This is a genomic window from Shewanella marisflavi (assembly GCF_023283925.1).
GTDB lineage: Bacteria > Pseudomonadota > Gammaproteobacteria > Enterobacterales > Shewanellaceae > Shewanella > Shewanella marisflavi.
Genome location: NZ_JAKIKX010000004.1, coordinates 150,070 through 164,804, shown reverse-complemented (window position 1 = coordinate 164,804; position 14,735 = coordinate 150,070). Strand labels below are relative to the sequence as shown.

Here is a 14,735-nt window from a genome sequence, read left to right as displayed (position 1 = left end):
CGCTTTACTCATACTCGATCCCAACGAAAATATGCTAGGAGCACGAAATGAGAAAGTTACTAACGATTGCCACCATCGCCTTAGCCCCACTGGCCTTCTCTACACAAGCCGCCATGTCGCCTCAGATGGAAAAAACCTTAGTTGCAGTCTGCAAAGCTGGCGCAAGTAACAGCATGATTGAATTTAACGGCACACTGAAAGAGTACCGTATCAATAAGCAACGCGTCTTCCCACGCCTGGTTTGTAACGATCAGAGCTTCCACCAGTTTGCCCTGAGCAACGGCGCTGATCGCACCGCAGCCAAGATTGAACGTTACACCTTAGGTACGGTAACCATTAAAGATATCACTATGAATTATGGTGACGATCAGATTCTAGCGGTTAACTACTAAGCCTATCATTTAGCGTAAAAAAAGAGCCTTAAGGCTCTTTTTTATTGCTTCTTTTCTTGCTTCAGAAACTAAAACACCACGGTTTTGTTTCCATAAACTATCACATCTTCTTGAAGCACCAATTGTAAGGCCTTGCTAAGCACGCTTTTTTCGACATCTCGGCCACACTTGGCTAACTCTTCGGCGCTATAACTATGATCGACAGGAATAACATCTTGCTTGATGATGGGCCCTTCATCGAGGCAGTTATTCACAAAATGGGCCGTCGCGCCAATGATCTTCACTCCGCGCTCCCACGCTTGACGATAAGGTGACGCGCCGATAAAGGCGGGCAGGAAAGAGTGATGAATATTGATGATGCGATTGGGATACTGCTCGACAAACTCAGGGGTTAACACCCTCATAAACTTGGCCAATACCAGATAATCTGGTTGATATTGATTGATAATGGTCAACATCGCCTGTTCATGCTCATGACGTGTCAACCCCTCATGGGACACGTCATAGAAAGGCACATCAAACTTATCAGCTAAAGGTTTCAAGGTGTCATAGTTACCTACGATGGCCGCGATCTCCACATCTAAGCCACCATAATAGGCCTTCATCAGGATATCCCCCAAACAGTGGGCTTCCTTGGTTACCATCACCACGACACGTTTAGTTCCCTTGGCCACCAAGGTTCGATGTCGCTGCTCTGGCAGAACCTCATCGATATCGGCAAGAAATTGCGCTTCATCGAAGGTCCCTTCCAACTCGGTGCGCATAAAAAAACGCCCCTGGGCATTATCAACAAACTCACTATTCTTAACGATATTGAGCCCGTGAGCATAACAGACACCAGTGATCTTAGTGATAAGCCCTGGCGCATCGGCACAATCTGTGATTAACACTCTCTGCTGCATTTTATCTACCTCTATCTTCAATTTTTCACGATTTGTGCCTGTCTAAATAGCGCTGCAATAAACGCCTGATACTCTCTGCTTTAGTGCCATAGACCAACTGCACGCCATGACCAACCAAGACTACGCCTTTAGCACCTAGCTTGTTTAACTGAGCCTTATCCACAAGCTCAGCGCGTTTAACACTGATGCGCAGTCGGGTAAGGCAAGCTGTCAACTCAAGGATATTATCTTGTCCGCCAAGGGCCGATATCATAGAGATAAGCCCTGCTCGCTGACCGCTATCGGCCTCCATTCGTCCTGGGGTCTTCAGGTTAAAGGCCAATATCGACGCGCGAAAGACAAGGTAATAGATCACAGAGGTGAGGGGCCCGAGTATCAAAAACCATTCTACATTTCTTGACTGAGCCAGCAATAGACTGAAATCAACTAAGCCATGGGAAAATACCACGCTGTGGTGGATATCCAATGAGATGGTAATAGCGTAGGCAATACCTGTCATCAAGGCATGTAGAATAAATAGCAGGGGCGCGACAAACATAAAGGCAAACTCGACTGGTTCAGTCACCCCGGTTAGCCAGCAGGCCGTTGCCGCAGAAAGCATAATGCCGGCCACCCGATTGCGTTCATGCTTGTCGGCGCAGCGCCAGATCGCCAGCGCCGCCGCAGGCAAGCCCCACATCTTAATCAGGTAGCCACCAGCGAGATTACCCGCCATAGGATCGCCTGCCAGATACCGTGCCACCTCACCACGAACCCATTCATCGCCATTAAAGTACTGCCCCATTTCCAGGTAAAAAGGCGCATTCCAGATATGGTGTAATCCTAAGGGGATCAATAAACGCTCAACCGTTCCATAGACGGCAAATGCCGCAGCAGGCTCTTGATAAACTGTCCAATTAGAGATCTGCTCAATCCACTGAGATAGAAGCGGCCAAAGCAAGAGAAACAGGTAGGCGAGTGACATTGCCACAGGCAACATAAGGAGCGGCGCCGAGCGATGCCCCTCGAAAAAGGAGAACACAGCAGGCAGACGAAGTCGCTCACTGTATTTGACCGCAAGGCAGGTAAAGGCACCGACAATCATGCCCCCTGCAATGCCAGTATCTATGGTGGCTTGACCCAATATCTCCTCTGTCGGCAGTTGATGGATCTTAGCCAGCGCCGATAGGCTGGAAAAAAACACGCCATAGCCAAACACGGCACTAAAGGCGGCTATCCCCTGATCCCGGCAAAACCCGATGGCGATGGTTACCGCAAACAACATGGGCATCATGGAAAAGATTAGATTGCCCACGGTCCACATTAGGGTGGCTACATCGGCGGAGATAAAAGGGATAGGGTTAGTCGCCAGGCCAATCATCACCCCAGCAGCGGGCAAGATAGCAATGGGCAGCAGCAGAGATTGACTCAGCCGCTGGGCAAACTTAAACCATTGACGACTTATGCGGCTTACTCTGCCTTGCTGTCGCTGACTTGTTGGGTCCATTGTTTCAACCATGCTTTTGCTTCGACCTCTGGCTCCATCGTCTCGCAGGCATCAATTTTGAGTAGTTTACCTATGCGGGTTGCACCTAGCTCAGCTAACAGTTCATCGAATCGTATTCCGGCATTGCAGAAGGTTTCATAGCTCGAATCTCCTAAGGCCACCACACCATATTGCAACTTTGGCAGGTAGGGCGCCTCACCCCTTAACGTTTCAAACCAAGGGCTAATATCATCGGGCAGATCGCCTTGGCCTGTGGTCGAGGTCACCACCAGCAATAACTCCTCTTGAGGAGGAACAAAACCATTTAGAGTTTCTGGCGCCATCAAGGTCACTTCTACACCGGCAGCGTTCAGTTCCTCCTGCAGGGTTTCAGCAACAAACTGCGCATTACCATAAACAGTTCCAAAAACCAGATTCACTTTTCTCATGTTTTACTTAGCCCTCAGCCCAATATTTACTTATACTCTAAACATACTTTATTGAAAGCTTGATAGCTACACTAGGTTATTGAGTTTCAAGGATCAATTAGATGCGACACTCGAGCCGACAGAAACATCTAAAGCATGTTCAGCGTAGCGCGCACATCAGACGTATGTGTTATTTCCGAACCGTTCAATCCCTTTCTCTCAACCCGCATCCCCCTTCAGAAACTGATCCATCAGAGGATAGAGTCACGCCCCTTAAGGCGGTAACATCTGCCTGCGTGCTCTCCAAATAGCAAAAAATGGCGCCTTCTGGCGCCATTTACGTTAAGAAGATCGAGCCTAACAGATCAACTGAGCTTGTTCGCCGCTTAACGCCGTCTCATCCCAACCTAAAAGCGCAAACAATTCAAGCCACTCGGTTTCCAACTCAGTTTCAACGCTGATACGTTCGCCTGTTCTGGGATGGTTAAAAGCTAGCTTCTTGGCGATCAGCCACAGTCGATTAATGCCACTATGCTCGCGCATAAAACGATTCTGCTTACCATCGCCATGGGTGGTGTCACCAATAATGGGATGGCGTAAATGCGCCATATGCCGCCTAAGCTGATGTTTACGGCCAGTATGCGGCGTCAGATGCACTAAAGCATAACGACTGCTAGCATAGCGCCCCGATGGGTAAGGGAGCTCACTGTTAAGCAGGGGCCGATAACTGGTTTGTGCCTCTTGGGCAGCCTTGTTTGGGTCGACATCTTTATCGCCAAGCTCATCCAGTTCCTGTTTAAGCGGATAGTCTAGCAGGCCAGCGGTATGCATATTACCCCTCACAAGCGCTAGATAATGCTTTTCCACTGATTTAGTGGCGAATTGCTCGCACAGTTGATTCGCCATCTCACTACTCTTGGCAAACAAGAGTACCCCGGAGGTGGGTCTGTCTAGCCTATGGACGGGAAACACATGACACCCCACCATGTCTCGGGTCATCTGCATTGCAAAATACTTCTCCCGCCGCGCAAGATAGCTGCGATGCACCAACAATCCTGCTGGCTTATGAATAACCACCAAGTCCTCATCTTCGTAGAGGATCTCAATCTTCGGTGCAGCCTGCTCTGCTATCGTTTCATCTGTACTGGCCGGCCTATCGGCCGCCGCTAATGCTGAATCTGCTGGGTTAATTGGATCCACTCAAATGCTCATCTAATTGAATAATAATGTTAATTAACGTAGCCATCTCTGCCCTACCTTGCCATACATGCTCGGCCATTGGGCCCAGTGCAATCTTAGTGGGCAGTGCACTTCGCGCTGCAATGAGCGCCCTCATCTTTGGCAAGAAGATAAATTGTAGCCACTGCTCAAAGGCCATCGTCTCACAGGCAAATGGCGTCGGATCCGCCATCGCCTCTGGCGAAGGTGGCGTCTCTTGCCAAAGCTCCAATCGCTTTAACTCCGACTCGATAAGCCATAACTGTTTTTCGCTGTAGAGAGACACACTCACCTCTATAATGATTAACGCCATTTTGCCCGCGTGACCACAGGCTAATTCTCGGGAAATTGTACCATCTCACCTAAGTTCTCCCTATAATAAGCGCCATTTATTCTGTCCCCTGTAAGCAAACGGCATTCTAATGACTGAAATCACGACCCTTACTCAATTTCTCAGCACGGCAAATACTCAATTCCAAGTCTATGATCTGGGCCGTCGGGTGCAGCATATCGACATGATGGCCTTCTCTCAGATAGAAGCCTTGGCAGCACCATATCCGTCACCGATTCAGGGGCACGCACAGTTTGCCATCGTCTTCTGGGATAACTCCAATCAACACTACATCTGGTTTCTCAAATTACCTTTAGATGAGAGAGGCTTGCTGTCACCGGCACCAAGAACCCAATTTATTCGCATGGTACTCGAAGCCCTTGGAAGCGACCCGACTCAGACACTTTCTCAGGAGCAACAAGATAAGCTGGCTAACCACCCTTTTGCTTTCAAACCCAATGCAGAAAAGCTGGCGCTCTTCAATGCCTTGGTACGTAAGCAGTTAGGACTGCCAGCTTCGGCGCAATATGAATTTGCCTACCAATATCTGTCAAGACAGGTTTCCCCTGAGCGGTGGCAAGATGTCGGTTTACAGGGCCTGGCTGATATCTGCGTGCGTGCCAATCAACTTGACCACGACGCTCAGCTACTCAGCGCCTTTGATCACAGTGCCATTGAGGTGAAAATTGCCCTCTGTCAGCAGCTTGAACATTTGACGCTAAGCGAGCCCCTCGCTCAGCGCTTGCTTAGTGAGTTTTATCAGGCGAGCGGCGAACATCGACTCTATTATCTGCGCGCCTTAGCCTCTATGCCTGCATTGGCTCAAGAAGCAATTCAATACTTAGATGATCAAGAGGCGTTAGATGACGTCGCTTTAGTTACCATCGCAGGTAGAAACTGGACGGCATTAAAAGACGATCAGACTCGCAAGATCTATCTCGAAGCTTTAGCAAAACAACCACAGGCCTTCTTTAATCAGATCTTTGCTGATATCGTGGCTATTCCAGCAATACGAACTCAGTTTTTGATGGCATTAAGAGATCCTGAGCGTAGTCCCAACCTAGCCAATGCCATCGGCGGACTCTTTAAGGTAACCAAAGCATGATGACAGATTTTTTAATGATCGCCGCCTTGGTGGTCATTGCCGCTTTCTTCTGGCAACTCAGACAAATGGCAGAGCTAAGCCGCCTTTTTGCCAACAGCGAATGTAAAAAACAGCGAGTACAACTCCTGGCCATCGCCATGGAGTCTGCCCGTCCTAGCATAGGCGGCAGCAGCGGCTTGACCTGGAAAGCAAAGTTTTTGCTGGAATTTAGTACTGACGGCCTTAATCAATATCGCGCGCACATATGGATGCATGGTAAGAAAGTAGAAAAAATTCAATGGCCTATATTCCCGGAACCGGAATGGCTTGAGGCCCCTGAGGCAAGAGGCTCGCTTGGTGGCGGCTGCGGCAGTCGCGGTGGTTGTAAGCCAGGCGGGTGTAAATAACCCAGAGAAGCCTTCACGTCCAATGCCTTATTCTGGGCAAAGAAAAAGCGCGGCTCAATCATGAGTCGCGCCTTCTATCTTTTCGCTAAGCAATCCAGCTATGAAAGTGCTCCCTGCTCCATCCTTGCGAATTTATGCTCCTTGCATCTTCCTTGGTCCCTTTATTCCTTGTACCTGTTAACACTTAAATACTCGTTAAAGTACTTATTATCAGTGCTAAGGTACCTTCCTTGTGCTTGGTGATCCATTTACCAAGTATGCTTAATCCTTAAGCATGTCCAGTTTCTTCCATGGGATTCCATTCCATACACTCCGTGTTATCTGCCATCCTGAGCAGAATTCAATCATCCGTGAATGTTTGACCTTCCCTAGTTACCACTCATCCTTGAGCGTCCATCCTGGTACCATCCTTGCCATCATCTTCCTGATGATGTTTAGGTCTTCCTGACCTTTCCCTAACCATTCATCCCTGAACACTGTTAATTCTAGCGAAGGCCGCAACAAAACAAAGTACCTCGCAAAACACTATAATCACTGCCACATGATTGTCATATCAACAAAATCAAATAAGCCATTGATATAATTTTAAAATATATCTTTATGCAGATATAATCAGCTTGCCTTCAGCTTTATGTCGCACATTAATGTAAGAAATGTCTCACACGATGACGGGCATTTATAATGGCTAAAACTTAAAGGCAAAAGACAACAGAGCTGATCACATATGATCAAAGGCCACAAATAGAAAAGGCGCACTGATAAAAGTGCGCCTTTTCTATACTCTTGTGTAAGCTTTCCTGCTTTCGCCGTGCTCCCTGCATCATCCTGATCACATCGACATCCTGCCGTCTCCCAAACTCCTGAAACGTCCTGTCTTTATCATCCCTGGACGGTTAATTCATTTAACCGCACTCCCATATCCTATGGGATCCAGCGCATCCTGCACTATAGTCCTTTATTTCAGCTAGCTCTTAGCATCCCTGACGCTTATTCATCCATAGCGGTGTCATTCCATGCCACCGTCCATATCCTTGTTCGTCCCTGACACGCTATGACCTTCATCTCCTAGAACATCAATATCTGCGTGATTAAAGCAAGCTGGTTAACTTGGACTCAGTATAACCAGACCAATCTAAAAATGTACGCCATAAGAAACAATTGTAAATAGCTTGATTTTTAACCAACCAAAGTTCGATGCTTAAGCTATTGAAAATAACAGAATAAATATTATCCGCCGTCATAAACAGCTAGGATATCTGGAAAATAGCTCACGCATTTGTAAGCGATCTCTCACAAGAGGCCAGGCTAAATGTGAGCTTACTCAAACAACTATTGATCTCGACGGCGGGTTAACCACTGCACCAGCATGACCCAATCGGCTAAAAAGCTATACAAGGGATACTCGAAAGTCGCCGGTCTATTGCGCTCAAACACAAAGTGTCCAATCCAAGCTGCACCATAACCCACCACAGGCAATAACCAGAGCAACCAGTAGCTGGATGATAATAGAGCCGTCAGCAGTAAAGCTAACACCAAGAGGCTACCCAAATAGTGCATCCCGCGGCACCTGGCATCACTATGCTGCGACAGATAAAAAGGATAAAACGCCTTAAAACTCTGATATTGCTTACTCAACCTCAGGACTCCGGTAAAACAGCAGCTCACCTTCTACGCTGCCTATGGTCAATCGCTCTATGGGTGCAAAACCCATGGTTGAAAATAGGTGTGTATGCTCATCATGGGTCACATAAACACCTACTCCCTCTAACTCAGGCTGCTCATCACACCAACTCATCACCGCCTGGATAAGGCGCTTTCCTAACCCCTTTTTCTGCTCAATGGGGGTCACGGCGATAAACTGCAAGATACCGCAGTGGGTGCTAGGAAGATGCTCGAGAATCGATGATTCTTTTTTCATTAAAGCCTGGGTCGACTGCCACCCTGTACTTAACAGCATCTTGAGTCGCCAATGCCAATATCTGGCCTCTCCCAGCGGTACCTGCTGAGTTACGATACAGGCCAAGCCGATTAAACGATCTTCGTCAAACAGACCTATCAGCGCCTGCTCTTCCTGCCAAAGGGTGTGTAACTCTTCACGGATAGCACCACGCAACTTCTGCTCATATTGCGCCTTGTCCCCCTTATGCAGAGCGGCGATAAAAAAGGGATCATCATGGTAGGCATTGTAGAGAATAGAAGCGGCAACCCTTAGGTCTTCAGCAGTTAAATAGACAGCTTTATAGGTTTCTTGAACAGGTGGGATGTCTGTTGGCGTCATTGCTGTTATTCCTTGATTCAGATCAACAACACTCAATGTAACAAGCTTGTAAAAAAGTGCAAACTTTAATCGATTCGACACTTTATCAATTTATTGCATACTTATGAGAGCGCCTCTTCAATTAATTAAGTGAGGGAAAAATGGATATTACACCACCGGATCTAGCCGCCCTATTTGATCAACTCGGACTATCAAGTAACCCCGACGCCATAGAGGAATTCCTCAAACAACACTCGATCGCCCAAGGCGTACATATTGCGCAGGCCCCTTTTTGGAATACCGCTCAGCGTCACTTCTTAGCCGAAGCCTTGGCCGAAGATGCCCAATGGACAGAGGTTATCGATCACTTAGACGCTCAGCTGCGCGCCTAATCAGGTTTCCAATTAAGATAAAAACGCTGACACCAATATAGATGTAAGATATTGACCGATCAAAAAAGGCAAGCTCGAAAGGCTTGCCTTTTAATTAGCGGCTTACATTACATGTTGTGGTAGGCCTTCTCGCCCCAGCCCACAACGCGATCATCACTAATCACGACTGGCGTACACTCATCCTTGGTTGTGGTGCCGTCTCCGCGCGTGCGTTGAGTACGGTAGTAAAGCACATTGATCGCCTTATCTTCCTTGGTATAAGCCTCATTGAAGTCTGCCGTCCCCATTAAGGTCATCACCTGATCTCGACTCATCCCCAGTGTCAATTTAGACAAATTGGCACGATTTTGCTCTTGAATACGCTCCCAAGAGTTTCCACTGCTCCAGCCTTTGTCGCCTTCACCCACGTTTAATACACACCCAGATAGCGCTAAACTAGTAGCACCGAAGACTAATGCGGTTATTAATTTTGTTTTCACTTTCACGTCCTGTTTATCTATTATAACTGGACACAGATAAAGCAAAGCTTATGCCAAAAAAGTAAAAACCTAAATATCAACAAGTTATGATCAACTCATCCTTAAGTGTGTGTCAGCTATGCTAAAAAGTAAGGAATTTAACTAACCATGAGTCCTATCGAACAGGTGCTCGCCGCCGCACAAAAATTAAGTCTGGCTGGTAAGTCTCCCAGCCTGGCACTGATTAAGGCGAGCTTGGGTAACTCTCTTCCCATGCCCATCCTGGTACAAGGCCTACAACGATTTAAGGCTATGTCGAGCGAAGATCGCGCCAACATAATACTCAATAATGCCACGCCAGCAGCGCCTACACAGTCCCCTCAAGAGGAGGCGACACTCGCTGCACTGCAGCAAGAAGTCAGCCGCCTAAGTGCTAATCAAGAAACCCTAATAGACCGTATCGCCAAGCTTGAAGCGCGACTCAACAATGAGGACGCTTCTTAATGCACGTGGTAGAACTCAGATTTGAGTGTTTTGACAACACCACGATCACCGCAGCCGAACGTGCAATCAACGGTTTGCTCGAAGCCTACCGCGCCAACGGCCAGGTATTAGGACGCGAGTTTGCCGTGGCGTTTAACGAGGGGGAGTTTAGAGTCCGTCTGCTGTTACCAGAAAAGAGCAGTCTGGCGAAGCGCTTCAACAGTCCCTGGGTGAATGTTGCCCTAGATGAACTCACTCAAGCTAAGCTGCTGCACCCCAGAGAGAAGTATATTGGACAGGATATTAACTCAGAAGTTAGCAGCACTGAGCCCCCTAGCTGGCAACTGCTTTATACCAGCTATGTGCATATGTGCTCACCCCTTCGCAACGGCGATACGCTGCAGCCTATTCCTCTGTATCAGATCCCGGCCACCTTTAATGGCGACCATAAAAGGGTGATCAAATGGCAAACCGAATGGCAAGCCTGTGATGAACTGCAGATGGCCGCCGCTACTAAGGCAGAGTTCGCCGCCCTCGATGAACTGAGCCGCTGCGACAGTGACCTGTTTCGCCGCGGCTGGGACCTGCGCGGGCGCATTGAATACCTCACCAAAATCCCGACCTATTACTATCTGTATCGAGTGGGTGGCGAGAGTCTGGCTTCTGAGCAGCAAAGACCCTGTCCGCGCTGCGGTAATACGGACTGGCTTCAACCATCGCCGCTGTTAGATCTGTTCCATTTCAAGTGCGATAACTGCCGTATCGTCTCCAACATCTCTTGGGATCATCTCTAGACGGTTAGCCAGCACTTAGCCTGCTTAAGCCCTTACTTCTTGGGGCGCAGGTGACGCCACATCATCTTTAATCGCTGCCAGATCCCAGGATGATCGGTCTCAGGCAGCGACTCCTCGAGAGGCTTTTGCGCTGGACTCACCCTAGGCGTCAGGCCTTCAATGAAGGCCTCTAGGCTTTCCGCCAGTTGCCTATGGGGCAGTTCACCCGGCACCTCTATCCAGACGCCGCCAGTTTCATTATCGACCACCAACATCTCATCGCCCTCCCCGAGGACACCGATAAACCAGGTCGGCGGCTGCTTTAACTTCGCCTTCATCATAAGGTGACCGATTAAATTCTGCTGCAGATACTCAAAATCTTGCTGATTCCAGGCCTGTAACAGCTCACCTTCGCCAAATGCCGAACCAAACATCACAGGAGCCGAAAAATAGCGTCCATAAAATGGCTGAATACTGGGGTGCAACTTCATGGATAAGGCATGCTCAATATTGTCAAACTGACCTTCATCTTCGCGTTTTATCGCTTGCCACTGCACTGAGTTTTCAGGCGATTGAGTGACCCTATCGAGATCACACTCAAGCACACAGGGAGAAGCTTCGCCCAAGGGATAATATCGAGGAGATTCACCCAGTTTGTCGCTATAGACTTGATGATAAAGCGTAAAAAATTGATCCAACGCAGACAAAGAAGACACTTAGCAGTTACCCAAAATTTAAGTATAATGTGCCTCTATTTTGACATGGAAAAACGATTGATGACACAGGTTCATGACCCTTATCACGACGCTCCCGCGTTATCCCAACTAACCTTAGGCAAATCGACTGGCTATCAGGCTAATTACGATGCCTCACTGTTACAGGGTGTACCACGCAAGCTCAATCGTGACGCCATAGCCTTAGGCGATACCCTGCCTTTCCATGGCGCCGATATCTGGACCGGCTATGAACTCTCCTGGCTGAATGCCAAGGGCAAACCCATGGTCGCCATAGCCGAGTTTATCCTCGACTTTAACAGCGACAATCTGATCGAATCTAAATCCTTCAAGCTCTATCTCAACAGCTTTAACCAGACTCGTTTTGAGTCTATCGAAGCGGTGCAACAGACCTTGGCTAAAGATTTATCCGCCTGCGCTGGTGGTGAAGTAGTGGTTAAGATCATCGAGCCGAAACAGTTTGCTCATCAAAGAGTAGTCGAGCTACCAGGAACCTGTATCGACGATCTAGATATCGAAGTCGATGACTACGATTTCAGCAGCGATTATCTTATCGATAGCACTGATGACAAGAGTGTAGTGGCCGAGACACTAACCTCTAACCTTTTGAAATCAAACTGCCTAATTACTTCGCAACCTGACTGGGGCAGTGTGATGATTCGCTACCAAGGGCCCAAGATTGATAGAGAAAAACTGCTGCGCTATCTGATCTCCTTCAGACAACACAATGAGTTTCACGAACAATGTGTAGAGCGGATCTTCGTCGATCTCAAGCGTCTGTGTCACTGCGCTAAACTGACTGTTTATGCCCGCTATACGCGGCGTGGCGGCTTAGACATCAATCCTTATCGTAGCGACTTTGAAAATCCGCCGGAAAACCATCGTCTGGCAAGGCAATAGCAATCAGCAGCCCGCAACAGCGGGCTGTTTTTTATCCACACCATCCCTTTTTCCCCTCGTACAGTCACTTTTCTTGCAGATGAAAAGCAAGGCCCCCTTTCAACTACACTATTAGAGTGCAAGCAGAATTATTTAATTATCGCCACTCATACCACTTTAGAGATACCCCTAATTAAGTATAAGCTAATGATCTTTATCACAATTATTAACAGAAAAAATCAATCACAATGTAACATTGTTTTAGATCAACAAATCAATCCTTTTGCAGACCTATAACAGTTCAAGAGCAATGACCATACAAAAGGATTACAATTAATGAAACTTCACGCCCTCAGCCTCGCCGTACTTGCCAGTCTTTCAACCTCAGCCCTTAGTGCAGAAAGTGTTGACCCACTAAAAAAGGCTTTTATCGATGACTCTCAGGTGAAAGTGAAATTTCGCCTGCGCTATGAAGATGTGGATCTGGCCGATGTAGACCAGCAAAACCAAACCACACTGCGCACGCGCCTGACCTATCAAACTGGTGACTTCTACAAGCTGTTTGCCTTGGCTGAAGTGGACGATGTGCGTTCTACCGACGACGAACCTCTGATTGCCGACTATGAATATACACAGATTAATCAGGCCATTATCGGTTATCGTGGCCCGGCTAACACCTTGGCCCAATATGGTCGTCAGCGCATCCTGCTCGACAACCAGCGTTTCGTCGGTGGTGTTGGCTTCCGCCAAAATGAACAGACCTATGATGCTTTCTCGGTGAAGAACACTGAGGTTGCAGGACTAACGGCTTACTACGCCTATGTGAATAACGTAAATCGCATCTTCGCCGAAGGTTCTGGCAAAGATGAGCACAAGAATAAGACTCACCTAGTTAATGTTAACTACAAAGGGTTAGAGTTTATCAAGCTCAGTGGCTACGCCTACTTGATCGACAACGTCAATGTAGCAGCCTTCTCGACCGACACCTATGGTCTGCGTGCCTCGGGCGATATCAAACTCGATAAACTAAAGTTCAACTATGAAGCTGAATACGCCCAGCAGTCTGAAGGCGGCGATAACCCTGTCAGCTACTCAGCGGCTTACTATAAACTTGGGGCGGGAGTGGACTTGGATCTCTTTGGCGCCAAAATTGGTTACGAGGTACTAGGTTCTGACGATGGCAAGGCGGGCTTCATTACCCCACTGGCGACCCTACATGCCTTCAACGGTTGGACAGATAAGTTCCTCTTCGGCGGCAAAGGGAACTGGGAAAACGGTATCATAGATACCCACCTTATCCTCACGGCTAAAGTTGCCGGACTCAAGCTGCTGGCCAAATACCACAAATTCGATTCCGACTACGGTGACGTGGACATGGGTAAGGAATGGGGCGTATCGGCGACCTATCCTTTCCTCAATAACTACAGTGTCGGTGTGAAATACGCAAGCTTCAGCGGCGCCGATGAAGGTTATGGCTTCTCTAACGACACAGACAAACTCTGGTTAACCTTCCAAGCGAACTACTAAGCCTTAACCTGTCGCCCTAAGGGGTGGCAGGCCGCCAATACTCCCTTTTGCAGGAAAACTGAGGTTTTCCTGCTTTTTTAACTTAACAAGATAACAGCAGTTGTTGGATACCCACGCTGTGGCAATGCCAGGTAATTTCACGCTCCGTCTTAATGCTAAGCGCAAAACGATATTCCCGCTCAAGTTGCCCGAGCCAGCTCTGCCATTGACCTGCTGGAATACCCCGCCCCTCATCCCCCTGCAAAAACAGGCTTACCGACTGCGCTATACCGGCCGTTTGCGGCTCTCTCCCAACAAAGCTTAAGGTCTGAGATTGCATGCTAGCGAGTTCAAAATAAAAAGATTTTAGGGATAAGGCCAACCCCATCCCTTTCGCCTTGATATACGACTCCTTAAGCGCCCAGAGATCAAAAAAACGATCCCGCTGCTGATGCTCGGGCAAAGCCAACAAAGCCTGGGTTTCTTGGGGGGTAAAATAATGATTGAGAATGGCATGGATGTTTGTGTTTTGCCGCTTTCGCTCGATATCCACTCCCAACGCCAACGCATCAGTTCCTTGAGTGATAGCCAGCAGCAAATAGTCGCCACTATGGCTGAGGTTAAATATCAGCCCCGAACGTTCGGCGCAATCACTGGCTAACACAGGCTTACCCTTCTCCAGATAATCGAAACGCCATGCATCAGGTTTAATTGCCAGGCTGGCATCGGCTTGCTGGCGCGCATCTACCTCAGAGAGCAGCGCACGCAGGTAACACCTCACCAGCAGCGCTTTCTCTCGAGCCTTAGGCTGCAGATAACGATCCACTTTATTGCGCTCATCTTGGGGTAACCACTGGCGCAGCGCCTGCTTCGTGTCCTCGCCAATAGGCTGTGACAACTCACATAGGTATAGGTTAACGGGCAGCGAAGAAGCGAGAGAGGTGTTCAAAAACTGGGGTATCCATCAAAAATAGCGTCGACTCAAGGGTATCATTCGGACAAGTGGAACACCACTTTCACTAAAAA

The 14,735-nt window shown here is 48.2% G+C and carries 18 protein-coding genes; 8 read left to right on the top strand and 10 right to left on the bottom strand.

Translation table 11 applies throughout. From position 1 onward, the window contains the following. Positions 1 to 47: 47 nt before the first annotated feature. The gene (locus L2712_RS10340; protein WP_033537551.1) at positions 48 to 392 is read left to right on the top strand and encodes a DUF3718 domain-containing protein; all 345 of its coding nucleotides are present in this window, start codon (positions 48 to 50) and stop codon (positions 390 to 392) included. Between the two features lie 68 nt (positions 393 to 460). Here the strand turns inward: L2712_RS10340 and purU are convergent, their stop codons facing one another. The 5 genes from purU to L2712_RS10315 all read right to left on the bottom strand — a co-directional run bounded on the left by purU (position 461) and on the right by L2712_RS10315 (position 4,718). Then, positions 461 to 1,294, bottom strand: coding sequence for a formyltetrahydrofolate deformylase (purU, locus tag L2712_RS10335; RefSeq protein ID WP_088904210.1), 834 nt, complete (start codon positions 1,292 to 1,294; stop codon positions 461 to 463). 25 nt (positions 1,295 to 1,319) lie between these two features. Continuing rightward, positions 1,320 to 2,792 (bottom strand): PTS transporter subunit EIIC, encoded by a 1,473-nt coding sequence (locus L2712_RS10330; protein WP_088904209.1) that lies wholly within the window; start codon positions 2,790 to 2,792, stop codon positions 1,320 to 1,322. After that, a complete protein-coding gene (locus L2712_RS10325; RefSeq protein WP_088904208.1) occupies positions 2,744 to 3,208 on the bottom strand; it encodes a flavodoxin in 465 nt (154 codons plus the stop codon). Before L2712_RS10325 ends, L2712_RS10330 begins: the two co-directional genes overlap by 49 nt. A gap of 336 nt (positions 3,209 to 3,544) precedes the next feature. Beyond that, complete coding sequence (gene truC, locus L2712_RS10320) at positions 3,545 to 4,318, bottom strand: tRNA pseudouridine(65) synthase TruC (protein ID WP_248977844.1); 774 nt, start codon at positions 4,316 to 4,318, stop codon at positions 3,545 to 3,547. 55 nt (positions 4,319 to 4,373) lie between these two features. Beyond that, positions 4,374 to 4,718 carry a YqcC family protein gene (locus tag L2712_RS10315; protein WP_198387135.1) on the bottom strand — a complete coding sequence of 115 codons (345 nt, stop codon included), beginning with the start codon at positions 4,716 to 4,718 and terminating at the stop codon, positions 4,374 to 4,376. Between the two features lie 109 nt (positions 4,719 to 4,827). Between L2712_RS10315 and L2712_RS10310 the strand changes: the two genes are divergently transcribed. Together L2712_RS10310 and L2712_RS10305 are read left to right on the top strand one after the other, a co-directional pair. Then, the gene (locus L2712_RS10310; protein WP_248977746.1) at positions 4,828 to 5,841 is read left to right on the top strand and encodes a DUF3549 family protein; all 1,014 of its coding nucleotides are present in this window, start codon (positions 4,828 to 4,830) and stop codon (positions 5,839 to 5,841) included. Continuing rightward, positions 5,838 to 6,227 carry a DUF3301 domain-containing protein gene (locus L2712_RS10305; RefSeq protein ID WP_248977745.1) on the top strand — a complete coding sequence of 130 codons (390 nt, stop codon included), beginning with the start codon at positions 5,838 to 5,840 and terminating at the stop codon, positions 6,225 to 6,227. Before L2712_RS10310 ends, L2712_RS10305 begins: the two co-directional genes overlap by 4 nt. Before the next feature lie 1,329 nt (positions 6,228 to 7,556). Here L2712_RS10305 and L2712_RS10300 read toward each other — a convergent pair. After that, the gene (locus L2712_RS10300) at positions 7,557 to 7,862 is read right to left on the bottom strand and encodes an Mpo1-like protein (RefSeq protein WP_248977744.1); all 306 of its coding nucleotides are present in this window, start codon (positions 7,860 to 7,862) and stop codon (positions 7,557 to 7,559) included. After that, on the bottom strand, positions 7,855 to 8,505 hold the full coding sequence (locus L2712_RS10295; protein ID WP_248977743.1) for a GNAT family N-acetyltransferase: 651 nt from the start codon (positions 8,503 to 8,505) through the stop codon (positions 7,855 to 7,857). Before L2712_RS10295 ends, L2712_RS10300 begins: the two co-directional genes overlap by 8 nt. A gap of 140 nt (positions 8,506 to 8,645) precedes the next feature. On the opposite strand from L2712_RS10295, the gene L2712_RS10290 reads away from it, so the two are divergent. Continuing rightward, the gene (locus L2712_RS10290) at positions 8,646 to 8,876 is read left to right on the top strand and encodes a DUF2789 domain-containing protein (protein WP_248977742.1); all 231 of its coding nucleotides are present in this window, start codon (positions 8,646 to 8,648) and stop codon (positions 8,874 to 8,876) included. Between the two features lie 107 nt (positions 8,877 to 8,983). On the opposite strand, the gene L2712_RS10285 is transcribed toward L2712_RS10290, so the two are convergent. Then, on the bottom strand, positions 8,984 to 9,355 hold the full coding sequence (locus L2712_RS10285; protein WP_081953753.1) for a DUF3192 domain-containing protein: 372 nt from the start codon (positions 9,353 to 9,355) through the stop codon (positions 8,984 to 8,986). Between the two features lie 147 nt (positions 9,356 to 9,502). On the opposite strand from L2712_RS10285, the gene L2712_RS10280 reads away from it, so the two are divergent. Then, a complete protein-coding gene (locus L2712_RS10280) occupies positions 9,503 to 9,838 on the top strand; it encodes a hypothetical protein (protein ID WP_248977741.1) in 336 nt (111 codons plus the stop codon). Beyond that, on the top strand, positions 9,838 to 10,611 hold the full coding sequence (locus L2712_RS10275) for a Zn-ribbon-containing protein (protein WP_248977740.1): 774 nt from the start codon (positions 9,838 to 9,840) through the stop codon (positions 10,609 to 10,611). The genes L2712_RS10280 and L2712_RS10275 overlap by 1 nt, the downstream gene beginning before the upstream one ends. 32 nt (positions 10,612 to 10,643) lie before the next feature. On the opposite strand, the gene syd is transcribed toward L2712_RS10275, so the two are convergent. Continuing rightward, a complete protein-coding gene (gene syd / locus L2712_RS10270) occupies positions 10,644 to 11,306 on the bottom strand; it encodes a SecY-interacting protein (protein ID WP_248977739.1) in 663 nt (220 codons plus the stop codon). Between the two features lie 60 nt (positions 11,307 to 11,366). On the opposite strand from syd, the gene queF reads away from it, so the two are divergent. Further along, complete coding sequence (gene queF, locus L2712_RS10265; RefSeq protein WP_198387134.1) at positions 11,367 to 12,224, top strand: NADPH-dependent 7-cyano-7-deazaguanine reductase QueF; 858 nt, start codon at positions 11,367 to 11,369, stop codon at positions 12,222 to 12,224. A 315-nt stretch (positions 12,225 to 12,539) separates the two neighbouring features. Beyond that, complete coding sequence (locus L2712_RS10260) at positions 12,540 to 13,730, top strand: alginate export family protein (RefSeq protein ID WP_248977738.1); 1,191 nt, start codon at positions 12,540 to 12,542, stop codon at positions 13,728 to 13,730. 82 nt (positions 13,731 to 13,812) lie between these two features. On the opposite strand, the gene L2712_RS19130 is transcribed toward L2712_RS10260, so the two are convergent. Continuing rightward, positions 13,813 to 14,658: a 4'-phosphopantetheinyl transferase family protein gene (locus L2712_RS19130; protein WP_283104808.1), complete on the bottom strand. Its 846-nt coding sequence runs from the start codon at positions 14,656 to 14,658 to the stop codon at positions 13,813 to 13,815. Positions 14,659 to 14,735: the final 77 nt, after the last annotated feature.